Genomic DNA, 23453 nt, shown 5'->3' on the forward strand with positions numbered 1-23453 from the left:
TTTTCTCTGTTTGTATAGATTACTTATTATTTTTCTTTTACATGAACTTTTACAGAACCAGATACCTCCGGATGTAATTTAACCGGAACATTTGTATATCCTAATGCACGAATCGGCTCATCTAATTCAATTTTACGCTTATCAAGCTTGTGGCCATGCTGTTTGTTTAACGCTTCTGCAATTTGCTTACTTGTAATGGAACCGAATAAACGTCCATTTTCACCAGATTTTGCTTCTAGTTCAACTGTTAAATCAGCTAATTTATCTTTTAAATTTATCGCACTCTCTTTTTCTTCTATTTCTAATTTATCCTGTTTTTTCTTTTTCGCATCAAGTGCTTTTAAGTTTCCGGAAGTAGCTTCTTCTGCCAAATTATTTTTTAACAGGTAATTACGAGCATAGCCGTCAGGAACATTTTTAACATCGCCTTTTTTTGCTTTCCCTTTTACATCTTTTAAGAAAATAACTTTCATTCTGAATCTCTCCCTTTTTTATACTCTAATTCATCAATAATCTCTACCAGCATTTCTTTTGCCTGGTCTATTGTTTTGCCTTCAATTTGCGTAGCAGCATTCGTTAAATGTCCGCCGCCATTCATTTTTTCCATAATGATCTGGACATTTACATCTCCCAATGATCTGGCACTGATTCCAACTCTGCCATCGGACCTTTCTGAGATAACAAATGATGCTGAGATACCTTCCATTGTAAGCAGGGTATCTGCAGCCTGGGCAATCAGCACCGGGCTATATGCTTTTCCGCTCGGCGCTTTGGCAATAGCAATATGATCATTGTATATTTGTGTTCTTTCGATAATATGACTGCGCTGGACAAAAACATCCAAATCCTCTTTAAGAAGACGCTGTACCAGTACTGTATCTGCTCCCTGCGATCTGAGATAAGATGCTGCATCAAAAGTTCTGGAGCCGGTACGCAATGTAAAGCTTTTGGTATCAACGATAATCCCGGCTAATAGTGCTGTTGCCTCCAGCATTTTCAGCTTCGTTCCTTTTGGTTGATACTCCAGTAGCTCTGTAACGAGCTCTGCAGTGGATGATGCATAAGGCTCCATATAAACAAGCGTTGGGTTATCAATAAATTCTTCTGCCCGGCGATGATGGTCGATAACAATTTTATAATCGGTATAGTTTAATAAACTTTCCACTGCAACCATATTCGGTTTATGAGTATCCACAACAATTAATAGACTTTGCTGATCTGCCATCAGGTCTTCTGCTTCTTCAGGACTGACAAATTGCTCCCAAAGCTCTTCGTCCCGTCGAATATGATCCATCAGCTTGGAAACACCTGTCTCTACATCGTTCTCATCAAACACAATATAGCCGGGGACATCATTTGTCTTAGCAATATTCAAAACACCAATCGCTGCACCAATTGCATCCATATCCGGTGATTTATGTCCCATAATGATAACATTATCACTTGCACGAACCAACTCTTTAAGCGCATGAGAGATAACTCTGGCTCTTACACGAGTACGCTTTTCCATTGGGTTGGTCTTTCCCCCGTAAAAACGTACCTTCCCATTCTCATCCTTAATAGCGACCTGATCGCCGCCGCGGCCTAAGGCTAAATCTAAGCTCGATTGCGCAACCTCTCCAATTTCAGGCAGCGACATATTTCCAGCACCAACCCCGATACTCAATGTAACCGGATTGCTCTCAGAGCCTCCCATTTCCCGTACTTCATCTAAAATGGCGAATTTTACTTTTTCCAGCTCTTCGAGAATTTCTATATTTCCAACAGCTAAGAATCTCTCCTGTGACGTCCGCTTCAAATAAAGCCCATAACGGCTGGACCAGTTATTGAGAACAGCTGTTACTTGAGAGTTCAATTGGCTCTTTGCCGTATCATCCATATTTTGTGTGATTTCTTCATAATTATCTAAGAAGATAATGGCAAGAACCGTCTGTTCATTATAATAACGTTCCTTCAGCTCCTGATGTTCTGTCCGATCAAGGAAATAGAGCAGCTTTTCTTCCTTTTTAATTACACAAAGAAACGTATAATCGCCAATTTCTACCCAAATCTCGTTCCTGTTATCTATAATCATCGGAATTAAATCCTCTGATAAATTATTAAGAGATTCACCGATAATTGTATCCTTGTTCGTCTTAAATTGATTCATAAATGGATTGGACCATTCTACCTGATAGTTATCATTGAACAGAATAATTCCAAAAGGCATCTCCAGCAATGCCTCAGAACCAACTTTCTTTACGCGATGAGAAATAGTTGATATATATTCCTCTGCTTCATCAAGAAGCACCTTTTCCGTTCGAATACTATAATAAAATGAAGCAGCAAAGACAACTGTCATTATTAAGCCAACTATCCATTGATAGTACCACACACATACAAGCAAAATAAAAGTAAGGATATAAATAATCCATACGTGCTTGCTTAATGCTGGTCTATTCTCTAAATCCGGCACGGCATTCAGCTCCTTCAAAATCCAACAATCTGTCTTGCTTTTTTATTTAGAATTAAAAATGTAGCTTTTATCGCAAATGTATTCTTAAGCAGAAAATCCAACTTACTGATTTTCTGCTTTAAAACCATGAGCTGTCATATAAACTCTCTGTTTTACCTACTTCAACCGGCCTCTTAACCGGAAACCTATATCAATTATACCTAAGATTCGCACGAAATAAAGAAGAAATGTTGGAAAAAGAATTGTTGCAATAACAATTAAAATAGGAAATACTTTTGGTATTTTTTTGATATATGCATAATAAAAAATGAATGAGAACCCCTGCAATGACAAGGCGATTCCAACAATCATCAATAAATTCTGCGCACCAAAATGCATCGTGCTTCCTTCTTGAAAGTCGATAACAGATAGAATTAATGCTAACAGATAAACCCAAATAATCGCACTAGGAAATTGCAGTTCACGAAATGGCGGAAAATAGAGCTTTTCTTTTTCCACCCGGTTAAACCACTTATAGCTGATCCATTGAGTAATAAATGCTGAAATAAAAGCAAAAAGAACCATAAAGGTTGGAATTAATTGCTGCAATAAATTGATTTGTGTATCTATCAGCACCTTTATGTCTTCTTCATTCAGCGAAGGATTAATACTTTCAATCATAGATGTACTGGTATTAACAGATTCCTCTACAACCTGACCAAATTCAGTCATAATATTAACACCCATCAATGTTTGAATAAAGATAAAAGAAATGAGCATTCCAATAATAAAACCAAATGTACCTTGAGCCAGTGTTTCATAGGCAGTATTCTTTTTATACATCGCATGGCCGATAAAAATTCCTCCTGCTGCAGCAACTATTATTAACGGAAGAATAATATACGACAGCAGTAATGTAGAAATAAAAGTAGCTGCCACTGTCACAACAAGACCTGCCTTCACTCCATGACGCTTCACATAGAAAATAAAAGGAACAGGCAATACAAAAGCTGTAATTAAACTAAGTATCGGAAACAAGGAAGCCACTAATATTGCAACTAAAATCGCAATTACCAATGCTCCTTCTGTAATTTTTTTCGATTGGTTCATATACTACTGCACCTCGTTCTAGCAAAAATAAATACTTATAAAAATGAATTTAGCTGCGCCATCCCTTTTCTTTTTCATATCCATAATATTTTAATAAAATTTCCTGGAAGACAACAACATGATAATTCAACACATATTCTACTATAATAACATGAATTTAGCAGAAAGGCTTGTATTGCACCTTATTCATTTATTATTATATTTGTCTTTTGGGCGGGTAATTTATCGGATGCAGCATTTTATAATATAAATGATAAATAAGATATTTCCGAAATAAAGTTTCGTATTATTTCCCGGGAAATTTGTCGAATAACGTTATTTTCTTACCCATCTAAGAGCTGATTCCTTTATAATAGTAGTGTTGCCAACTAGAAATGGATTAAATCATTTCATTTTCTGTTGATTTCAGCTTGTACATATATTATTCACTGAACTTTTGCACCTGAGAATAAGCATCTATACCTTACCATTCTAGGATAAACATGTTCTTCATTACCCTGCTTGCATTTTGTTAAATCATCTTACTATTGAAATGGAGATTGTGTATAGCGCCGCCCTGACCAACCACTACGCTTTCCATGGGGACGGCTTCAACCAACTTGAAAAGAAAACCGCTTTTCAAGTGGATCTTCAGCTCGCCCTGTTCCCATAGGAGTCTTCGTGGTTGGCCTGCGCTTAGTTAGGCTTCTACAGCGAATGAAAGAAATCATATCCTAATGAAGTTGAGCGAAATAATCGCTTTTTGCTTGATGAAAAAATCATTTTAGTGTTTCATATGGTTGATTTGGCAATTTACATGATGACACAACATGGGATAGTAAAATAGCTTTCATGAACAGAAAATAATCATAACGGGACATTTTTATATACACCACGAAAAATAATTCTTTGCTGGTCGAATTTCTATTTGCTCAGTTGTATTAAACAGTATAGAACATCCTGCTAGCGGTGGCCTTACGCGTTATCTTCTTTCTAGATAGAGTTTATGCTTTGTCAAGAGATAGGAACGATCAAAACCTATCACTACAATAAGTAAATTATTTTTTAAGGTGCGAAAGTTGAGTTATTTATTAAAAGTTGGTAGAAATAATATTTCAAATGTTTAAAACTAGAGAAATGAAAGAAGCACAATTGAATTAAAGGATGAGAAAAATGCAGTTTACAAAAATATTAAAAGAAAGCCTCTTACTGCCACAAAAAAAAGCTATGTTTCAAATCAACCGAATTGGAATGGATAGTATTATGATCTATCTTTTCATTTTATTTATAGTGGCATCCTTACCTGAACTATTGTCACGGTTAACAGACTGGACTGGATCGGGTGGAGAAATGAATATTATTTTTCAGCTTATCTATTTCTTTATGTTCTATTATTTAATTTTATCTGTTTTATTACTGGGTGTTATTTCATTCATTGCTTATTTGGGCAGAGGGGTTGTCTATCTTGCAAACCGGAAACTCTACTACGGAACACTATGGAAATTAACTGCTTGCTCCATAACTATTCCCATCCTGGTATTTACTTTTATTTCGTTTATATGGCCGATTCCAGATTGGTTTTTATTTATCTTTTTTATTTACCCTTTTTTATTACTGATACGAATGGTTTTCTTGTATCCGCAAAAAAGAATTCGTAAAAGAAACTATTGAAATTCATCTGTAAACGTTTTATAGTGTTAATATGTATTTTTTAACAATCATGTAAAGCGTTTACAAATGAAAGGAGTTTAGTATGGAAGAAATTTCTGTTTGGCTGACAATTGTCGGTCTTTTAATTATTTTTTCAATTGTTGGTCTGCTTATCTCGAATAAGATTAGCCCTATTGTTGGGATGACAATCATTCCTATTATCGGGGCTTTTATAGCAGGATTTAATTTTAAGGAACTATCTGGATTTTTAGCAGCTGGTTCTGAGCAAGTTATGGGCGTAGTGATTATGTTCATCTTTGCCATTGTTTATTTTGGAATTATGCAGGACAGTGGCTTATTTAATCCATTTATACGTTTTATGATTTTAGTAACTAAAGGAAATGTTATTATCGTTGCTATGGCAACGGCGGTTATTGGAATGATTGCACAGCTGGATGGTGCCGGAGCGTCTACTTTCCTTCTTTGTATCCCTGCATTACTTCCCCTATATAAGGAACTACATATGAGTCGTTATTTATTGCTATTATTAGTTGCTTTAAGTGCCAGTGTAATTAATATGATTCCCTGGGGCGGACCCGCAGCCCGTGCAGCGACAGTTATTAATATGGATCTAATTGAATTCTATCTGCCGCTTATTCCTGTACAAGCGATTGGTGCTGTACTCATTTTAATATTAGCAGCCTTTCTGGGACTTCGTGAAAAAAGAAAAATCAGTAAAAAAGTTGCTGCTGGAGAAATCACAATAAGTGAAAGCGTTAATATTCTTGCAATCGCAGATAACTTTACCAAGAAACAAAATGAAGAAATGGCTGTAGCTAAAGAGCAGCCTCGAGATGTTGAATGGAGAAATATTGCAAACCTCGTTCTTACCATTCTAGTATTAGGAACTATGATGGCAGGTTTACTGGCACCTCAATATGCGTTTATGATTGGTGTTGCTATTGCCCTTCCATTGAACTACAAAGGTGTCGATCAGCAAATGAACCGTGTCAAAGAACACGCGCCAAACGCCTTAATGATGGCTGCTGTTATTTTAGCCGCTGGAGTATTCCTTGGTGTCCTGAATGAATCAGGGATGCTTGAACAAATAGCACTTACTGCCATTACTATTATGCCAGCTTTTGTTGTTCCAATTATACATATCATTGTTGGTATCTTCGGGGTTCCTTTAGATTTATTGACCAGCACAGATGCTTATTATTTCGCTTTACTGCCAATTGTTGATCAGATTGCAAGTACACAGGATATTGCGTCTGTATCCACTGCTTATTCCATGATGATTGGTAATATCATCGGAACATTTGTAAGTCCTTTCTCTCCTGCATTATGGTTGGGAATTGGACTTGCTTCAGCCAACATGGGTAAACATATCAAATACTCTTTCTTCTGGTTATGGGGATTCAGTATTGTACTATTAGGTTGTGCAATATTAATTGGTGTTGTAACAATCTAGCGTGAAAACAATACATTCTTTAGCTCTCTAAGTACAGGAAAATATTCTACTGTACTTAGAGAGCTTTTTTATTATTAGAAAGATATTTATAATTTGTCAAAATTAATATCCTTATTCTTTGATAATCTTAGTATATGACTAAAAGATAGAAAAAAAATGCTGAAGAGCAGATATGATAAAATCAATTAAAATGATTACTTATCTGAGTCATATTAATCATTCTAATTGTATTATATTTTGAATATTTTTATAATAAACCCTATATGGAGGTGAAAAATAATATGGACATGCTGAATATCCTTATCGTTATTGTTATTGTCGTTTGTATTGCTGCTTTAGCCGGCACCATTTATGTAACAAAGCGATTAGATGATAATTACGAACGAAAGAAAAGCTTTTCAAGTCTTTCCTATATTTACTTCATCGGTCTTCCTGCAATTATTTTGGCCTCTGTACTGATATGGGCTTTCATTTAAAAGGATTTTGGGATGAGCTTTTTCTTCATAGTAAGTATACTGCTTTTTTATTGCTATTATTTTGATTTACATTTTTCATTATAAATATGATTCTCTTACCCTTAGGGACTAAAAAATATGTTTGTACTTAGTACATTAAAATTTAATATGCTTTTATCCTTTATCAATAATAAAACCCTTAAGTCCATCAGAACTTAAGGGTTTTATTATTACTCTGCTACGTAAGGCAATAAAGCCATTTGACGAGCACGTTTAATTGCAATTGTTAATTTACGTTGATATTTTGCAGAAGTTCCAGTTACACGACGAGGAAGAATTTTTCCACGTTCAGAAACGAAACGTCTTAGCAAGTCAACATCTTTATAATCGATGTGCGTAATTCCGTTTGCTGTGAAATAACACACCTTACGACGTTTTGCACGTCCGCGACGAGCTGCCATGTGAAACACTCCTTTTATATTATATTTGTTTAGATAACGACTTAAAACGGTAAATCATCATCTGATATATCAATCGGTTCTCCATTATTTTTAAATGGATCTTCCTGATTTTGGTTTTGGTTTTGATTAAAGCTTTGATTTTGATTTGATGAAAATGGATTTTGTTGATATTGGTTCTGATTATTTTGGTTACTCTGGTAGCCATCAGATTGATATTGCCCTCCGCCTTGAGAACCTTTTGTCTCCAGGAATTGAACACTATCTGCAACAATTTCTGTTACATAAACCCGTTTGCCATCTTGTCCATCGAAATTACGTGTTTGAACACGACCATCTACACCAATTAAGCTCCCTTTTTTCATATAGTTCGCCAGGTTTTCAGCTGGTCTACGCCAAACGACACAGTTTATAAAATCTGCTTCGCGATCTCCCTGTTGATTTGAAAAAGGTCTGTTAACAGCAATAGTAAAGTTGGCTACTGCCACACCATTTGGAGTATAGCGTAAATCAGGATCCCTCGTTAATCTGCCAACCAATACGACACGATTTAACATCAGAACCACTCCTTATTATTTTTCATCTCTAATTGTCATATGACGAATAATATCATCATTGAATTTCGCTAAACGATCAAACTCATTTACTGCAGCTTCATCACTTTGGAAATTGATAATAACATAATAGCCATCACGATAGTCATTGATTTCATATGCAAGACGCTTCTTGCCTTTTTCATCAACTTTTTCGATTTCCGCTCCGTTATCAGTAAGGATTTTGTTAAAACGCTCGATTAAAGCAGTTTGTGCTTCCTCTTCGATATCTGGGCGGATGATGTACATAGTTTCGTATTTTCTCATCCGTTACACCTCCTTTTGGTCTTAGCGGCCCTCATCTCTCATAATTCCACGTTGAATCATAGACATAAGAGCAAGGAATAATTATCTAATTACTCACAATGCAATATTATACCAAATAAATTATGTTATGACAAGTCTTCGAGAGAACCTGATTTACCTTTTTCAACTATTACGCTAACGTTCTTTTCATAGGGATATTCTAAAAGCGAGATTGCGACTAGTCAGAATACGCCATTATACATTAAAACGGAAATGAATAACGTCACCGTCCTGAACGATATATTCTTTTCCTTCCAGTCTTACTTTGCCTCTTTCTCTTGCAGTTGCCATATTGCCGGCATCCACTAAATCTTCATAAGATACGGTCTCTGCACGGATAAATCCACGCTCAAAATCAGTATGGATAATTCCCGCAGCCTGTGGTGCTTTTATCCCTTGACGGAAGGTCCATGCACGTACCTCCTGTTCACCGGCTGTGAAGTAAGTAGCCAGTCCAAGTAAGTTATAAGAAGCCTTAATTAATTTGTCTAAGCCTGATTCTGAAATACCTAAGTCTTCCAGAAATTCTTCTTTTTCTTCCGGCTCTAATTCTGCTATTTCTTCCTCAATCCGCGCGCAGACAACAATCACTTCTGCATTTTCATTCGCTGCATATTCTTTTACCTTTTGAACATTTTCATTCGAATCTGGATCTGCTACCTCATCTTCACTTACATTAGCTACATATAATGTTGGCTTACTCGTTAACAGATGAAGGCCCTTAACCGTTTTTTCCTGCTCTTCTGTAAACTCTAAAGCACGGACCGGCTGGTCATTCTCTAAACCTTCTTTAATCTTGTTCAGTAACTCATACTCCACCAGCGCTTCTTTATCCTTTTGACGTGCCAGCTTCTCCACACGATGGAATCGTTTATTTACAGATTCCAAATCTGCCAAAATCAGCTCCAAATTAATGATTTCAATATCATCTATCGGGTCTACCTTTCCAGAAACATGTGTAATATTCTCGTCTTCAAAACAACGGACAACCTGGCAAATCGCATCTACCTGTCTGATATGGGATAAGAATTGGTTTCCTAATCCTTCACCCTTGCTCGCACCCTTTACAATTCCTGCAATATCTGTAAATTCAAATGCTGTCGGGACTGTTTTTTTCGGTTTTACAAGCTCTGTTAATTTATTTAAACGTTCGTCTGGAACCTCCACAATCCCTACATTCGGATCAATCGTAGCAAATGGATAGTTTGCTGCTTCAGCTCCAGCCTGTGTGATTGCATTAAATAGTGTAGATTTCCCTACATTTGGAAGACCGACAATTCCTGCTGTTAATGCCATATTACCTTCTTCAACTCCTTAAGGATTCAATTCGTTCATGAACATTTTCGTAACTCCAATTATAGATAGTCCCTGATAAAAAGACAAGCATGAGAAAACTCAAAACAAGTGCATTCTTTAACACTGTTTTGAGTTTTCTTCTAAGAAAATATTTATTTTTCTCTTATCTTTTCATAAGCAAAATCTTTTTTTACAATTCTTCATGTTTTTCTAGAACTTTTTTAAGCTTCTTTGTAAAATCTCTTCTTGGGATAAGAACACTATGCCCGCAGCCGAGACATTTTATACGGATGTCCATCCCCATCCGAATAATTTTCCAGCGGTTTTCGCCGCATGGATGGGGCTTTTTCATTTGGACAATGTCATTTAAACCAAAATCTTTATCCATACTCCCTGCTCCTTTTTGAAATAATGCTGTCTGGCTCTGAGCACCTGTTTAATCAGACGCTCAGAGGTTTCTTACATCCATTATAGCAAATTTAAGAGAGGTTTATCCTCGATTTTGCTGACGTTCTTGTGTTAATTGATCCATTTCCTTCTCGGAGTAAGTGACAATCCGGGGAGAAGGAATTTTAATACCTGACTTATACAGCTTATCCTGAATCTCTTTACGGATATTCCGTTCTCCTGCCCATTGGAAGACCGGTTCTGTTTCAGCAATAACACGGACAACAAAGTGGGAAACATCCAAATTCTGAACACCGATAATCTCCGGAACACCTAAAATAAACTCATATTTATCAGGAAGTGTTTCTGCTACCTCCTGAATAATTTGTTCCACTTGTGCAACATCACTTTCATAAGGCACATTTACATCAACAACAGAAAGACCATTTCGAGCTGAATAATTGATCACCTGATCAATATTTCCGTTGGGAACAATGTTCAGCTCCCCTGTCCAGGAAACAATTTTTGATGTACGTAATCCAATTTCTTCCACAGTTCCTTCTATTCCAGCAGCTAACACATAATCTCCTACTGAAAATTGATCCTCAAAAATAATAAAGAAGCCTGTAATGATATCACGTACAAGGTTTTGTGCCCCAAAACCAATTGCCAGACCTGCAACACCAGCACCAGCTAGTAACGGTCCAATTTCAAAGTTAAAGACTTCCAATATCATAACAAGTGCCATAAAGTAAACAACATATGCCACGACACTCTTAATTAATTTCTTCAATGTATCTTCCCTGCGTTTTGGAATCCTTATCGGTCCGTGCTGTCTTTGTACAAATAACTTATCTACAATTTTCCGCACAATACCGACAACCAGCCAGGAAATAAGGAGAATCAAAACAATCCGGATCGCTCCTCCTAAAATAGCTAACCACAATTCAGGATCACTTAAATAATCCCATACCTTGTCAATTTGATGGCTTATAAAATTCAAGTTCATGCGTATATAACTCCTTTCACTTCCCTATAAACAGCTCTTCCAGTGGATGTTAAAAAATACTACCATAATGTTTTTCCCATCTGCAAAAAAATAAACATATAAAGCTAATATTTTGCATTTTTGATGCGTTGGCAGTTTGACCTTAGAACATCGGGATTATACTATTCTCCAATACCTTCATTTTTTTAACAGTCCTTTACTTAGAAGTTATATACATAATACCCATAAATGAAATGATTATTTTGTTTTTTTCCAAAATGGATAGGTTAACAGCCTCGCTAAAATATATAAATTAAGTATACCGTAAAGCGGATAGAGGAAGCTCACCAAATTCGCAAAACCAAATCCTGTCAATGGCAGCATGAGCAATACTGAAATAAGTACAATAAGATACATTGGCTTTTCTTCTTTTAAAAAAGACTGTACTCTCGTAGCAATTCCCAGCATTCCCGCCGCCGCAGTCGTAAAAATTGCCAGCCAGAGAAGAATAGACATAAATAGAATCATACCTAATGGAAATTCCTTTAAAATAGCGAATAAAGGAATCTCATACAGGATGATTTCATCTGCAATTTGAATCAGGCTGCTATTATAAATATACGAGACAACTCCTAAACACAGTCCTGTCCCAATACAGCAAATAATGATTTCGCCCCTTCCTTTCACCTTATTTCCAATGGCTCCTAAAATAGCTATTAGAGGAAGGATATTTAGTGCTGTAAAAGGTAACGAAGCAAACCAGTTGCGCTGCTCGTGCCAATATGCAAACAGCTGTAAATTTTCTTTAGAGACATACACCACTAATACGTACAAAAGTCCACCAATCAAAATGGGCAATATAAGCTCATTAAAAGTCAATAAACCTTTTATCCCTTTAATAAATAACAACACGAGGACGATTCCGGTAATCCCAATGCCCATAGAATATGGTAAATGAAACACCTGCCCTGTTGCCCCGCTCCCGGCAATCATAATCATCGTTGTCGTAAAAAGATATAGAAGAATAAATCCGTCAAATGCTTTCGTCAGCTTTGTTCCCGCAATAATTTCTAATACAGGTAAATAATTAGCACTTTTCAATTGGTAGCTGATTACCATAATCACATAACAGGAAAACGAAAAAAGAAAAGAAAATATGACGATAGCCAGTCCACTTTCATGTCCAAAAAACTGCCACAGTTCTCTTCCTGACACATATCCGGCACCAATCGTTGCACCAAGAATTAACGCCGTCCATTGCAGGCCTCTTCTCCACATAGTACTTCCCCCAATTCATACGTATAGTTCTTCGTAATTTACCGTATACTGTAACAATATGATTTTGGAGGAACTGCTATGAATCTAAAAAATCGCCTGCGCATACAATCAAACCATTTCAGAGCAAATTATAAAGAACCCGACGTAGTTAAAACATTATCTGATCAAATATTTCCATGGTTTCCTTTGAAAGCAAATAATTATATTGCCATCTTTATTGGCACAGATCGTTCTACAGGAGACGCGTTAGGTCCGCTCGCCGGGACATATTTTGAGGAAATGCGTCCCAGGAATTTACATGTATATGGGACTGTTCACGACCCAGTACATGCTGTTAATTTACAAGAATCACTCTGCAATATTTATAAAAAATACGATAAACCTTATCTGATTGCAATTGATGCCTGCCTGGGCAAGAGCAGCTCTATCGGAAGTATTATTGCTGAAAATAAGCCTTTGAAGCCCGGCTTAGCATTAAATAAACAACTCCCACAGGTAGGAAATATGAATATTACAGGGGTTGTCAACGTCAGCGGTTTTATGGAGCACACTGTTTTACAAAACACCCGCCTTTCGCTCGTCATGGATATGGCTTTAGAAATAGCAGGTATACTCAAACAAGTTGATAACCAACTAACCCATTCCCTGATTACACATACAGCTAAAAAGACGATTTAACACAGTAAAAAATCGGGCAATAAAAGCCCGATTTTTTTCATTTCTAAAATAATGTAAATACATAATAAACAATCACTACCGTCAAAATACTGGGTAATAAATTTCCGATACGAATTTTGGTGATATTTAATAAATTTAGACCGATCGCCAAAATAAGAAGTCCGCCAACTGCTGTCAGCTCTACAATTAAACCATCTAAAAAAGCGGTCGGCACCCACTTGTCAATTTGTGTTGCCAAAAGTGTAATCGAACCCTGATAAAGTACAACTGGAATTGCTGATAAGATAACACCAATACCTAATGTTGTTGTTAATACAAGTGCAGTAAATCCATCAATAATTCCTTTTGTAATCAAGATACCATGATCTCCTCGGATACCACTGTCTAAAGCTCCGATAATCGCCATTGCTCCGACACAAAATATAAGAGAAGCTGTAACAAACCCTTGAGAGATGCTTGTGTCATTTTCATTAGCGGCAAAACGGTAACCTATCCATTTCCCAAAACGGTTTAACCCCTCTTCTACCTTTAAGCCCTCCCCAATGATTGCTCCCGATAGCAGGCTTAGTAAGACAACAATGATTTGCTCCGTCTGCAAAGCCATTTGCAATCCAATCAAAACAATGGCAAGCCCTATTCCATTCATAACCGTCTCTTTAAACCGTTCGGGTATTTTTGTGAAAAATAATCCAATAATACTTCCAATAATAATAAATGCTAAATTAACAATTGTTCCAAATAAAGCCACTTTCAGACCTCCCGTTTAAAGAGGTTTTACCACACCGCAAAAGGTTTGCCTGAATGAGCAATCACATTCTCAGTCCCCCACCCAAAAATCTCTGTAAAACAACAATATCAAGCTTATTTTACAAAGTCCTCTCAAGAAATGTTCCACGTGAAACATTTCTGTTTAAATATGTTTTATATAATGATAAATAAGTCTATAAACACAATTCAGCTTTTTTATTATGCAGTCCGTAAAACTCCCAATAATTAAAGTTTCTTTTTATATACGATTAAAATTTATATAGTAATTTTATCTGTTTATACTCTTATATGTAGCAGTATTTTATCCTGTTTTCAAGCCTTCCTTTCGGATAAAGAGTTAAGGAGCATTATAATCAAATTTCAATTAATTTGCAATCCTTTTTCTTGATCATAAATCTATTAAAAATTACCCTGAGCTTATGATTTTTTAGAAACATTTGAGAATTGATTGAGCAAAATCTGAGAAACACCCTTTATGATATAAATTATAAAGAATGGGAGGCAAGCGAAATGGAGACTGTATTAGAAATTAAAAACTTAAATAAAAAATATAAAAGCCAATATGCTCTTAAAGATATTTCTTTGTCCATACAAAAAGGAGAAATCTATGGTTTAATCGGCAGAAATGGAGCGGGGAAAACAACATTATTAAAATCCATTGTGAAGTTAATTGATCCCACTAATGGACGGATTGCTTTATTCGGGTCTTCATCAGAAAAAACCTGGGTAAAGGCTTTACGCAGAACCGGCAGTGTTATTGAGATCCCAGTTGCCTATGAATCACTTTCCGGTTGGGAAAACCTTGCCTATTACTGCAAATTACGGGGAATTACCGACGAAAAAGCTATTATCCAGAAGACGCTGGATATCGTAGGATTGGATCCAAAAGATAAAAAGAAATTCAAAAATTATTCTTTAGGAATGAAACAGAAGCTGGGGATTGCCATCGCCATTTTGTCCCGGCCTGATTTTCTTATACTGGATGAACCGATTAACGGGTTAGATCCCCTCTCCATCATAGAATTCCGCCAATTGTTAAAAAGGCTGCAGCAGGAACAAGGTATGACCATCATTATTTCAAGTCATATTTTATCTGAACTTTATCATGTGGCTACCCGTTTTGGAATTATCCATCATGGTGAATTAGTGAAAGAAATCTCAAAAAATGAATTTGAGACACTGAGTCAAGAGTATATTGTATTACAGACTTCACAGATGGAGAATGTCAGTCGTGTATTGAAAGAAAAAAATCATTATCAAATTAAGATTATTGCCAAAGATACGATGCATATTTTCGATGACTCACATCAAATCAATCACATTGTTGTTTTGCTGGTGCAGCAGCAAATTCCTATCGATGCGATCTATTACCAAAAACAAGATTTAGAAAAATATTTCACAAGCTTAGTTCGTGACGAGATGGAGGAGATTACCTATGGTTAATGCGGTACGTGCAGATCTTTATCGTTTATTTCACACAAAAGGATTTTATATTACCCAGTTTTTATTAATCCTGTTTGTAGTCATTAGCGTCTCAGCAGAAGCTACAGGGAATGTTGGTGTAAATACTTTAGAGGAACCTACAGATATGCAAAGCCATTTGCAGGTTCATGATTGGGACAGCTATCAGACATTCATCGCTTTTTCCAGCATGGCCAGCTTCCTGATTTATTTCTGTCTGCCATTACTTGTTATGATTGCAGGCTATGATTTTGTCCATAAGAGTTATAAAAATCAACTGACTTCCGGTGTTTCCCGTCTTCAATACTTCGGGTCGAAGTATTTGATTTTCATCGTAGTCACAGCCCTGCAATTTCTTTTTTATTATACTTTTGCTTTTCTTACCGCTGCTGTTAAGAATGGAATTGGTACCGCTCCAAAGGATTTCTGGATGAATGCTTTACAAACAATAGGAATCCAATTTATAGCTTTCCAGGCCATTTTTATCATTGGCCTTTGCATTCTGGTTATCACATTTTCCAATGTAAGCAGTGTTATCATTATCATTGTAATCCCATTGATTATCAATGTTTTAAGCGCTTTTTTCAACATCGGCTGGCTCAAGTATTTCGACTTTCAATATGGGATTAATTTTGCTTGGATACGTGACTTACCAGATTTTTCCTGGCTGACTTTCCTGGGCTTCAGCTTAGGTGTTATTATTGTTATGAATTATATCGCTTATCAGGCTTTTCGCCATAAAAGCTTATAAGAACAATGTTTGTATTACAAAAGAAATAAGGTTCTATTACTTCTAACAAGCATAGAACCTTATTTCTTTTATTTAACCCGACACTCTCCCCTGCTTTTTATGCATGCGGCCAATCTAAGATCACCATAAATAAATCTTCTTTCTCTTGAATAATCAGGTAACCGCCTGTTAATTCGGCCAGTTCTCTTGCAATATATAAACCTAATCCAGAGGAATCCTCTGTTTTTGACATGTTTTCTGAATAAAAACGTGTCGTCAGCTTTTCTAAATTCTTAATGGGCTGCCTCTCCCGATTGACTACTTTTACCTGGATCCTCTCTTGTGTTTCACTTACACGAACCTGTAAACAATCTCTGCCATGTTTTAAAACGTTTCCAAAAATATTTTGCATAATCCGCTTTAACAAATCGATATCATTTGTAATAATATACGCCTGTTCTAAATCAATATCAACGTCAAAATCCTTTTCCTGAAGAGCATCATAGTATTGTAATAATTCCTGCTTCACAAGCTCTGTAAGATTCACTGTCTGAAAGATAGGTTTAATAGATTGCTCTAAAAGGTTTTGGTATTCTAATAAAATATCTACACGCCCAGAAACTGTGCGTATATTATCTTGAATTTTCTCTAGTATTTCCTGTTCGTTTGTTTTCTTTCTCAAAAGCTGCTGCGTATAACCGCTGGCAACTGTCAACGGCGTACGAATATCATGGGTAATATTGTGAAGAGCTAATTTTAATGTCTCCTGTTCTTGCCGGCTTGTCACTTTCGTCTCTCTCAGCTCTTCAAAAAGCAGGTTAAATGCATTTATTACTTTTTCTACTTCCGTATTCTGTGTCTTACTTGTTAACAGCAAATTAGTTTCAGAGACTTTCTTCGCTTCTATATCAATCAATAATCTTTTTAGAGCGTTTTTTTGCTGAAAATAGAGAAAAGCAAAAAAACAGCATATACCGATTGATAAAATAACCAGGATGATCATCTCTTATCACCTGCCAGACGTACACCGATGCCCCAGATTGTCTCAATATATTCTTCTTCTGAATCTAACACAGCAATCTTTTTCCGCAAATTACTCAGCTGTGCATTTAAGGAATTATCTCCCGGCAAGTAGCTCTCCTTCCAAATGATTTCGTACAACTGCTCTTTCGTAAAAATCTGATTAGGATGCTCTAACAAATATGTTAGAATTTCAAATTCCTTCTTACCAAGCCGCACGCTTTCCTCATTACGTGAAATTTCAAAATTAGACATATCTACCATAATATTTTTAATGTACCGCAGACTATCTGTCTTGAGATCCTGTCTAAAATGACGTAACTGGACCGTGACCCTGGCAAATAATTCGTCATCATCAAAAGGCTTCGTAATATAATCATTAGCTCCATTCAGCAAATATTCACTGACAAGTCTTTTCTCTCCCAAAGCTGTCAGCATAATCACAGGTACTTGGCTGGCTTTGCGAATCTCTGATAATACCTGATCACCATTCTTTCCAGGCAGCATGATATCCAGCATTACTAGATCAGGAGATTCCTGTTGAAACAAAAGTAATCCTTCCGTTCCCGAATAGGCCCCTACTACATGATAGCTTTCTGATAATAGCTCTACTAACATTTGATTGATTTCGTTATTGTCTTCCACTACTAAGATTTTCGCCATACGTTGATTACTCCCACTATTTTTCTTTTATTAGTAGTATAGCAAAAGAAAAAGGAATTCCATATCCTATCTCAGATACGAAACTCCTTTATTTCACAAAAATATTTTATGCTTCCTGTTCCTCTCTTAACTCCGCCGGACGCACCAATCTTGAAATCAGACCGTGCTTTGGCGAAAGCAGAAAGGTTACAAAAAAGATACATCCTGTCGCAAGTGCCATGGAGCCGGAAATAGATGTATCCAGCCATGTTGCAATCCAATAACCGATAATGGCTGATAATACACCGAATCCGCCGCTAAGAAACAGCATTACGATTAACTTATCTGTCCATAGATAAGCTGCAGCTGCAGGCGTAATTAGCATCGCAACCACGAGTATCGCACCGACTGCATCAAAGGAAGCAACTGTTGTTACTGATACAAGCGTCATAAATAAATAGTGAAAGAATATCACCGGAATTCCTAAGCTCGCTGCCAGCGCTGCATCAAACGAAGTAATTTTCCATTCTTTATAAAAAGCAACGATGAAGAATATCACTACCAACAATACGAGTAAAAGTAATGCTGTCGCTTTGGGAATAGACCCAATCAAAGGAATATCCATCGTTGTAAATGGAATAAATGTAATCTCTCCCATCAGAGCGTGCTTTACATCTAAATGGACATTACCGACCGAAGTAGAGATTAGAATAACACCAATAGCAAACAGTGACGTAAAAACAATACCTAAGGAGGCATCATGCCGAACCTTCAAGCTCGATAATGTTTGAACCAGAAACGCAGTAAGAATTCCTGCAAAAATACCACCTATCAGCATCGCCGGCCCACTGACCTCCTGTGTCACCATATAAGCTAATACGATACCTAATAATACGGTATGGCTGATTCCATCTGCCATCATTGCCTGTTTTCTAAGAATAAGGAAGACCCCAATCAATCCGCAGGATAAACCGACCAGAGATGCTGTTAAAATAATCCACATGGAGTAGCTCATTGTGGTCTTCCTCCTTTCTCTGTCATAACTTGCTGATGATCCAGACGTGAGGATCGCTGTTGCATTTTAAACTGGATATAGCGAATAACAATCCCATGCTCTTTTCCGAAAAATAATGATATAGTAAACACTGCTGCGGAAGTAAGTACGATAAATGGTCCAGTTGGCAGACCACTGCCAGTTGAACTTACCCATGTACCAAATGCACCCGATGCTCCCCCAATAACGGAGGAGAGTAATATCATCATTTTAAAAGAATGGGTCCAATACCTCGCGCTTACAGCTGGAATAATTAACATTGCCGCCATTAAAATAACACCGACAGCCTGTATGCCAATAACAATCGTTGTAACCAGTACAATGGTATAAAGCACATTCATACCACGTATGGATAATCCGATGCCTTTCGCAAAATCAGGATCAAATAAAAATAATTTCCATTCCTTAAAAGCAATGAATATGATAAAAATAACAATTGCTGCCAGTACAACCATAGTAATAACATCGGAACGTACCATTGCCGCAGCCTGCCCGTAAATAAAGTTATTTAACCCGCTCTGATTTCCCCCGGGAGAACGGTTGGCAATCGCCAAAAGCATCACTCCGACACCATAAAAGACAGATAATGTCATCCCCATGGCTGTGTCTTCAGTAATTCGGCTTGCACTTGTAAACCATTGAATAAAGAACGCTCCTAACAGAGCGCTAAGAGCAGCACCAATGACAAGCAATAACAGATTTTTTTCCTGAATAATCAAGAAAGCTACAACAACCCCGGGAAGAGCCGCATGGGACAAGGCGTCACTCATCAGATTTTGTCTCTTCCAATAAGCTAAACAGCCAATTCCGCCGGCAGCAATTCCCAGAATCATTGTACTCGCCATCACCCACAGCGTATTAATGTGAACTAGATTGGATAACATATTGATCTCCCTTTCCAACCCATTGCATATCTCCACCATACGTTGTTGCAATATTATCCTTTGTAAATACTTCTTCTGTTTCACCATATGCATATACTGTTTTATTTAAAAATAAAACATGGTCAAAATATTCAGGGACGGTTTGTAAGTCATGATGGACGACTAAAACAGTTTTTCCATTGCTTTTTAATTCTTTCAAAATTGTCATAATCGCTTTTTCTGTGGATGCATCTACTCCTGCCAATGGTTCATCCATAAAGTATAGCTCCGCATCTTGGGCCAGCGCCCGCGCTAAAAATACACGCTGCTGCTGCCCTCCTGATAACTGGCTGATTTGCCGATGTGCGTATGCTTCCATTCCCATTTTCTTTAAGGCATTCATCGCTTTCTCTTTATCTTTTTTTGAAGGAATCCGAAACCAGCCAATCTTTCCATATAGACCCATCGTTACCACATCAAGCGCATCCGTAGGAAAATCCCAGTCTACAGATCCGCGCTGAGGAACATAACCGATTTTCTTCTTTGCGGTTTTAAAAGAACTGCCCCAAAAACTGACTTTTCCGGTCAGCTTAGGGTGAAGTCCTAACATAGTCTTAATTAATGTTGATTTACCGGCTCCATTAGGACCGACAATTGCTGTAATTGTTCCTTCCTTCACTTCAAAACCTACATCATTTAATACTTTATTTTTTTGGTAGGAAGCAGATAAATCATCCACATTTATAACAGATGATACCACTTTACTCATCTCCTCCAGATAATGCGTCATAAATTGTATTTATATTGTGTTCATACATTCCGATATAAGTACCTTCCGTTGTACCTTCTTCTCCCATTGCATCAGAGTATAATTCTCCTCCAATTTCAACATCAACACCTTGATTGGCAGCTCCTTCGATTACTGCATTTATCGTATCCTGATTAACGCTGCTTTCTACAAAGATAGCTGGAACATTATGTTCTACAATTGTAGCTATTGTATCATTGACGTCAGAAACTCCTGCTTCACTTTCTGTACTTATTCCTTGCAAGCCCACTACTTCAATGTCATTCATTCTTCCAAAATAACTAAATGCATCATGTGCAGTTACCAGGTAGCGCTGATCTTCAGGAATGTCTTGTAATTTTTCTGCTTCTGCCCCTAATTGGTCCAGCTTTTCGAAATATGCTTGTTTATTTTCTTCCAATTGATCAGCATATTCTGGTGCGTACTCTTTTAACTCTTCCACACCCGCATCCAATGCCTGCTGCCATAATTCGTAATCAAACCATACGTGCGGGTCAGTTGCCCCTTCTTCATCCGTTAGCAGTTCATCTTCCGGTAACGTATCAGCAATTGCTAATACTGGCTTTTCTTGACCAATAGACTCTAATGGTTCAACCATATTAGCTTCTAAATTTAAACCGCTATACAATACTACATCTGCTTCTTGCAATTTTGATATATCACTCTCTGTAGGATCATATAAATGCGGATCAATAGAAGGTCCCATCAAGCTTTCAACATTAACAAGATCACCGCCGATTTCAGATATCGGCTCTCCGATTTGTGCAATAGTTGTAACAACTTCAATCGGTTCACCATCTGCAGCTCCTTCTTCGCCTTCATCATTATCTGAGCCGCAAGCTGCTAATAATAATACCCCCATTAATATAGCAAAGCCCAATATCCTCTTCCAAGCTTCCTTCATCTTTCTTCCTCCCTCGTTTTTTGCGTAAGGCAAACTTTATTATCTACCACCTACTTTATGCATTGTATTTCGTTTTGTCAAGTAAATTTTATCTTGTCTATTATTTTTCGTTAGGGAAACTTTATTTCCATTATATTGAAGTTAGCGGTTACACCTTTGTTTTGAAAGCCTTATTGTCAGAACAATCAAGCTATAAATGAGACAGCAGCATTAATACTATTCTGTCTTACTGACTGCTTATTTATTTATCATTTTATGCTTTATTCAAATTTATAGTCACATGTCAAAAGTTTACGGATTATTAATGTTTTAGTTCATATTTGATTGATAGCTGCCGTAACACCGTCGTATTATTGATTGACATTTTTTGGCGGCTCATTCTCTTCCATATCCACTTACTATTATTTACATCTATAATCGTATAAAAATAGCCGATATATATTCTAATGAATGGTCACAGAATATATATCGGCTATTTTTTATTTTTCAAGATATTCCAGAATGCGATTTAAATCATCGTCATTATAAAATTCAATTTCAATTTTACCCTTCTTTTTTCCTTTATGAATATGAACCGCTGTTCCAAGAGCATCACGAAGTACAGTTTCTCTCTCCCGAATAAATATATCTTTTTTAGGCTTCTTCTGTTTTTTCACCTGTTTTTCGTTCATTTCTATTATAAGCTTTTCTACTTGCCTTACATTTAACTTCTCTTTGCGTATTTTATCTGCTAAAACAACGATAGCTTCCGGATTCTTTAACCCAAGAAGTGCCCGTCCATGTCCCATCGACAGCTCGCCATTATTTATATAAGCAATAACTTCTTCAGGTAATGATAATAAACGAATCATATTCGCAATATGTGAACGGCTTTTTCCTAATCTTTCAGAGAGTACATGCTGGGTAATATTCAGCTTCTCTACTAAATTGGCGTAGGCTTGTGCTTCTTCAATTGGAGTCAGGTTTTCACGTTGGAGATTTTCTAACAACGCGATTTCCATCATTCGCTCATCCGTTAATTCCCGAATGATAGCAGGAATTGTCTTGAGTCCGGCTTCTTTCGCTGCCCGGTATCTTCTTTCTCCGACAACAATTTCATAGCCTTTAAGACTTTTCCTTACAATAATTGGTTGAATTACACCATATTCTTTGATAGAATCCTTTAACTCTTCGATGGAGTCTGCTTGAAAGCTCTTTCTCGGCTGATAAGGATTGGGACGGCATTTAGATAATTCAATCTCTTGAATATTATCTTTATTGTCTTTTTCTACTTCTGGAAACAACGCATTAATCCCTTTACCTAACCCTCTCTGCATTTGTCATCACTTCCTTCGCTAAATCAAGATATACCTCTGCACCGCGGGATTTGGGGTCATAAGAGATAATTGGCTGACCATGGCTTGGTGCTTCACCTAAACGAACATTTCTTGGAATAATTGTTTCAAATACTTTATCCTGGAAATACTTTTTCACTTCTTCAATAACTTGAATTCCAAGATTAGTACGTGCATCCAGCATTGTTAAAAGAACACCTTCAATCATTAATTCTTTATTTAAATGCTTTTGCACCAGTCTTATCGTATTTAGTAGCTGACTCAGTCCTTCTAATGCATAATACTCGCATTGTACCGGAATCATTACAGTATCTGATGCAGTTAATGCATTAATTGTCAGTAACCCTAATGATGGCGGACAATCAATAATAATGTAATCATACTGGTCTTTTATCTCACCTAATGCAGATTTTAAACGTATTTCTCTTGATATAATGGGAACAAGTTCAATTTCTGATCCTGCAAGCTGTATTGTAGCAGGAATAATATCTAAGTTCTCTAAATTTGAAGAAACAATGACATCTTCTGCTGGCGTATCCTCTACTAACACATTGTAGATACATTGATTAACATCTGCCTTATTAACGCCGACACCACTCGTTGCATTTCCTTGAGGATCTGTATCAACGAGCAGTACCTTATTCCCCAATGAAGCTAAACAAGCGCTGACATTCACAGACGATGTTGTTTTTCCAACGCCACCTTTTTGATTTGCGATGGATATAATTTTCCCCATGTTGACACCTACCTTACTCGGAGGTTGTTCAAATCTTTCTTGATAAA

The 23453-nt window shown here is 36.8% G+C and carries 25 protein-coding genes; 6 read left to right on the forward strand and 19 right to left on the reverse strand.

Annotated elements, in window-relative coordinates:
* Positions 1 to 26: 26 nt before the first annotated feature.
* The 3 genes from rplI to MKY30_RS05950 all read right to left on the reverse strand — a co-directional run bounded on the left by rplI (position 27) and on the right by MKY30_RS05950 (position 3544).
* Entirely contained in the window at positions 27 to 473 is a 447-nt protein-coding gene (rplI, locus tag MKY30_RS05940; RefSeq protein WP_147212517.1) for a 50S ribosomal protein L9, read from the reverse strand.
* The gene (locus MKY30_RS05945; RefSeq protein ID WP_341083099.1) at positions 470 to 2455 is read right to left on the reverse strand and encodes a DHH family phosphoesterase; all 1986 of its coding nucleotides are present in this window, start codon (positions 2453 to 2455) and stop codon (positions 470 to 472) included. Before MKY30_RS05945 ends, rplI begins: the two co-directional genes overlap by 4 nt.
* A gap of 156 nt (positions 2456 to 2611) precedes the next feature.
* Positions 2612 to 3544 (reverse strand): DUF2232 domain-containing protein, encoded by a 933-nt coding sequence (locus MKY30_RS05950; protein ID WP_156986299.1) that lies wholly within the window; start codon positions 3542 to 3544, stop codon positions 2612 to 2614.
* A 1152-nt stretch (positions 3545 to 4696) separates the two neighbouring features.
* Here MKY30_RS05950 and MKY30_RS05955 point away from each other — a divergent pair.
* The 3 genes from MKY30_RS05955 (at position 4697) to MKY30_RS05965 (ending at position 7123) form a co-directional block, all read left to right on the forward strand.
* A complete protein-coding gene (locus MKY30_RS05955) occupies positions 4697 to 5194 on the forward strand; it encodes a hypothetical protein (RefSeq protein WP_147212606.1) in 498 nt (165 codons plus the stop codon).
* Between the two features lie 82 nt (positions 5195 to 5276).
* Positions 5277 to 6647, forward strand: coding sequence for a CitMHS family transporter (locus MKY30_RS05960; RefSeq protein ID WP_339283862.1), 1371 nt, complete (start codon positions 5277 to 5279; stop codon positions 6645 to 6647).
* A gap of 281 nt (positions 6648 to 6928) precedes the next feature.
* Positions 6929 to 7123, forward strand: coding sequence for a BshB3 potential contributor to bacillithiol synthesis (locus tag MKY30_RS05965; RefSeq protein WP_147212604.1), 195 nt, complete (start codon positions 6929 to 6931; stop codon positions 7121 to 7123).
* Positions 7124 to 7332: 209 nt separating this feature from the next.
* Here MKY30_RS05965 and rpsR read toward each other — a convergent pair whose 3' ends face one another.
* The 7 genes from rpsR to MKY30_RS06000 all read right to left on the reverse strand — a co-directional run bounded on the left by rpsR (position 7333) and on the right by MKY30_RS06000 (position 12408).
* On the reverse strand, positions 7333 to 7563 hold the full coding sequence (gene rpsR, locus MKY30_RS05970) for a 30S ribosomal protein S18 (protein ID WP_077602766.1): 231 nt from the start codon (positions 7561 to 7563) through the stop codon (positions 7333 to 7335).
* A gap of 41 nt (positions 7564 to 7604) precedes the next feature.
* The gene (gene ssb, locus MKY30_RS05975) at positions 7605 to 8117 is read right to left on the reverse strand and encodes a single-stranded DNA-binding protein (RefSeq protein ID WP_147212603.1); all 513 of its coding nucleotides are present in this window, start codon (positions 8115 to 8117) and stop codon (positions 7605 to 7607) included.
* Between the two features lie 15 nt (positions 8118 to 8132).
* Positions 8133 to 8420 carry a 30S ribosomal protein S6 gene (rpsF, locus tag MKY30_RS05980; RefSeq protein ID WP_077602768.1) on the reverse strand — a complete coding sequence of 96 codons (288 nt, stop codon included), beginning with the start codon at positions 8418 to 8420 and terminating at the stop codon, positions 8133 to 8135.
* Positions 8421 to 8654: 234 nt separating this feature from the next.
* The gene (gene ychF, locus MKY30_RS05985; RefSeq protein ID WP_147212602.1) at positions 8655 to 9755 is read right to left on the reverse strand and encodes a redox-regulated ATPase YchF; all 1101 of its coding nucleotides are present in this window, start codon (positions 9753 to 9755) and stop codon (positions 8655 to 8657) included.
* Between the two features lie 190 nt (positions 9756 to 9945).
* A complete protein-coding gene (locus MKY30_RS05990) occupies positions 9946 to 10143 on the reverse strand; it encodes a DUF951 domain-containing protein (protein WP_341083100.1) in 198 nt (65 codons plus the stop codon).
* Between the two features lie 102 nt (positions 10144 to 10245).
* A complete protein-coding gene (locus MKY30_RS05995; RefSeq protein ID WP_341083101.1) occupies positions 10246 to 11151 on the reverse strand; it encodes a mechanosensitive ion channel family protein in 906 nt (301 codons plus the stop codon).
* A 237-nt stretch (positions 11152 to 11388) separates the two neighbouring features.
* Positions 11389 to 12408 carry a YkvI family membrane protein gene (locus MKY30_RS06000; RefSeq protein ID WP_147212600.1) on the reverse strand — a complete coding sequence of 340 codons (1020 nt, stop codon included), beginning with the start codon at positions 12406 to 12408 and terminating at the stop codon, positions 11389 to 11391.
* Positions 12409 to 12486: 78 nt separating this feature from the next.
* Between MKY30_RS06000 and yyaC the strand changes: the two genes are divergently transcribed.
* Entirely contained in the window at positions 12487 to 13086 is a 600-nt protein-coding gene (yyaC, locus tag MKY30_RS06005) for a spore protease YyaC (protein ID WP_147212599.1), read from the forward strand.
* Positions 13087 to 13129: 43 nt separating this feature from the next.
* Here yyaC and MKY30_RS06010 read toward each other — a convergent pair whose 3' ends face one another.
* A complete protein-coding gene (locus MKY30_RS06010; protein ID WP_147212598.1) occupies positions 13130 to 13834 on the reverse strand; it encodes a DUF554 domain-containing protein in 705 nt (234 codons plus the stop codon).
* Positions 13835 to 14364: 530 nt separating this feature from the next.
* Here MKY30_RS06010 and MKY30_RS06015 point away from each other — a divergent pair.
* Positions 14365 to 15297 (forward strand): ABC transporter ATP-binding protein, encoded by a 933-nt coding sequence (locus MKY30_RS06015; RefSeq protein ID WP_341083104.1) that lies wholly within the window; start codon positions 14365 to 14367, stop codon positions 15295 to 15297.
* Positions 15290 to 16066, forward strand: a complete 777-nt coding sequence (locus MKY30_RS06020) for an ABC-2 transporter permease (protein WP_147212596.1) — start codon at positions 15290 to 15292, stop codon at positions 16064 to 16066. Before MKY30_RS06015 ends, MKY30_RS06020 begins: the two co-directional genes overlap by 8 nt.
* A gap of 97 nt (positions 16067 to 16163) precedes the next feature.
* Here the strand turns inward: MKY30_RS06020 and MKY30_RS06025 are convergent, their stop codons facing one another.
* The 8 genes from MKY30_RS06025 to MKY30_RS06060 all read right to left on the reverse strand — a co-directional run bounded on the left by MKY30_RS06025 (position 16164) and on the right by MKY30_RS06060 (position 23406).
* Positions 16164 to 17048, reverse strand: a complete 885-nt coding sequence (locus MKY30_RS06025) for a sensor histidine kinase (RefSeq protein WP_341083105.1) — start codon at positions 17046 to 17048, stop codon at positions 16164 to 16166.
* Positions 17045 to 17728: a response regulator transcription factor gene (locus MKY30_RS06030; protein WP_341083106.1), complete on the reverse strand. Its 684-nt coding sequence runs from the start codon at positions 17726 to 17728 to the stop codon at positions 17045 to 17047. The genes MKY30_RS06025 and MKY30_RS06030 overlap by 4 nt, the downstream gene beginning before the upstream one ends.
* Before the next feature lie 106 nt (positions 17729 to 17834).
* Positions 17835 to 18722, reverse strand: a complete 888-nt coding sequence (locus MKY30_RS06035; RefSeq protein WP_147212593.1) for a metal ABC transporter permease — start codon at positions 18720 to 18722, stop codon at positions 17835 to 17837.
* Positions 18719 to 19645, reverse strand: a complete 927-nt coding sequence (locus tag MKY30_RS06040; RefSeq protein WP_341083108.1) for a metal ABC transporter permease — start codon at positions 19643 to 19645, stop codon at positions 18719 to 18721. Before MKY30_RS06040 ends, MKY30_RS06035 begins: the two co-directional genes overlap by 4 nt.
* A complete protein-coding gene (locus MKY30_RS06045) occupies positions 19620 to 20393 on the reverse strand; it encodes a metal ABC transporter ATP-binding protein (protein ID WP_341083109.1) in 774 nt (257 codons plus the stop codon). The genes MKY30_RS06040 and MKY30_RS06045 overlap by 26 nt, the downstream gene beginning before the upstream one ends.
* Positions 20386 to 21336: a metal ABC transporter solute-binding protein, Zn/Mn family gene (locus MKY30_RS06050; RefSeq protein ID WP_341083111.1), complete on the reverse strand. Its 951-nt coding sequence runs from the start codon at positions 21334 to 21336 to the stop codon at positions 20386 to 20388. Before MKY30_RS06050 ends, MKY30_RS06045 begins: the two co-directional genes overlap by 8 nt.
* A gap of 479 nt (positions 21337 to 21815) precedes the next feature.
* On the reverse strand, positions 21816 to 22652 hold the full coding sequence (locus MKY30_RS06055; RefSeq protein ID WP_341083113.1) for a ParB/RepB/Spo0J family partition protein: 837 nt from the start codon (positions 22650 to 22652) through the stop codon (positions 21816 to 21818).
* On the reverse strand, positions 22633 to 23406 hold the full coding sequence (locus tag MKY30_RS06060) for a ParA family protein (protein ID WP_077602784.1): 774 nt from the start codon (positions 23404 to 23406) through the stop codon (positions 22633 to 22635). Before MKY30_RS06060 ends, MKY30_RS06055 begins: the two co-directional genes overlap by 20 nt.
* Between the last annotated feature and the right edge of the window lie 47 nt (positions 23407 to 23453).

This window comes from Oceanobacillus sp. FSL W8-0428 (genome assembly GCF_038004405.1).
Taxonomy (GTDB): domain Bacteria; phylum Bacillota; class Bacilli; order Bacillales; family Amphibacillaceae; genus Oceanobacillus; species Oceanobacillus sojae.

Coding starts and splice junctions, on each gene's coding strand:
- MKY30_RS06060 (WP_077602784.1), bottom strand. CDS start 23,406: ATGGGGAAAATTATATCCATCGCAAATCAAAAAGGTGGCGTTGGAAAA.
- MKY30_RS06000 (WP_147212600.1), bottom strand. CDS start 12,408: ATGTGGAGAAGAGGCCTGCAATGGACGGCGTTAATTCTTGGTGCAACG.
- MKY30_RS05965 (WP_147212604.1), top strand. CDS start 6,929: ATGGACATGCTGAATATCCTTATCGTTATTGTTATTGTCGTTTGTATT.
- MKY30_RS06035 (WP_147212593.1), bottom strand. CDS start 18,722: ATGAGCTACTCCATGTGGATTATTTTAACAGCATCTCTGGTCGGTTTA.
- rpsR (WP_077602766.1), bottom strand. CDS start 7,563: ATGGCAGCTCGTCGCGGACGTGCAAAACGTCGTAAGGTGTGTTATTTC.
- MKY30_RS05990 (WP_341083100.1), bottom strand. CDS start 10,143: ATGGATAAAGATTTTGGTTTAAATGACATTGTCCAAATGAAAAAGCCC.
- MKY30_RS06045 (WP_341083109.1), bottom strand. CDS start 20,393: ATGAGTAAAGTGGTATCATCTGTTATAAATGTGGATGATTTATCTGCT.
- MKY30_RS06020 (WP_147212596.1), top strand. CDS start 15,290: ATGGTTAATGCGGTACGTGCAGATCTTTATCGTTTATTTCACACAAAA.
- MKY30_RS06055 (WP_341083113.1), bottom strand. CDS start 22,652: ATGCAGAGAGGGTTAGGTAAAGGGATTAATGCGTTGTTTCCAGAAGTA.
- MKY30_RS05995 (WP_341083101.1), bottom strand. CDS start 11,151: ATGAACTTGAATTTTATAAGCCATCAAATTGACAAGGTATGGGATTAT.
- ychF (WP_147212602.1), bottom strand. CDS start 9,755: ATGGCATTAACAGCAGGAATTGTCGGTCTTCCAAATGTAGGGAAATCT.
- ssb (WP_147212603.1), bottom strand. CDS start 8,117: ATGTTAAATCGTGTCGTATTGGTTGGCAGATTAACGAGGGATCCTGAT.
- MKY30_RS06050 (WP_341083111.1), bottom strand. CDS start 21,336: ATGAAGGAAGCTTGGAAGAGGATATTGGGCTTTGCTATATTAATGGGG.
- yyaC (WP_147212599.1), top strand. CDS start 12,487: ATGAATCTAAAAAATCGCCTGCGCATACAATCAAACCATTTCAGAGCA.
- rpsF (WP_077602768.1), bottom strand. CDS start 8,420: ATGAGAAAATACGAAACTATGTACATCATCCGCCCAGATATCGAAGAG.
- MKY30_RS05950 (WP_156986299.1), bottom strand. CDS start 3,544: ATGAACCAATCGAAAAAAATTACAGAAGGAGCATTGGTAATTGCGATT.
- MKY30_RS06025 (WP_341083105.1), bottom strand. CDS start 17,048: ATGATCATCCTGGTTATTTTATCAATCGGTATATGCTGTTTTTTTGCT.
- MKY30_RS05955 (WP_147212606.1), top strand. CDS start 4,697: ATGCAGTTTACAAAAATATTAAAAGAAAGCCTCTTACTGCCACAAAAA.
- MKY30_RS06030 (WP_341083106.1), bottom strand. CDS start 17,728: ATGGCGAAAATCTTAGTAGTGGAAGACAATAACGAAATCAATCAAATG.
- MKY30_RS05960 (WP_339283862.1), top strand. CDS start 5,277: ATGGAAGAAATTTCTGTTTGGCTGACAATTGTCGGTCTTTTAATTATT.
- MKY30_RS06040 (WP_341083108.1), bottom strand. CDS start 19,645: ATGTTATCCAATCTAGTTCACATTAATACGCTGTGGGTGATGGCGAGT.
- rplI (WP_147212517.1), bottom strand. CDS start 473: ATGAAAGTTATTTTCTTAAAAGATGTAAAAGGGAAAGCAAAAAAAGGC.
- MKY30_RS06015 (WP_341083104.1), top strand. CDS start 14,365: ATGGAGACTGTATTAGAAATTAAAAACTTAAATAAAAAATATAAAAGC.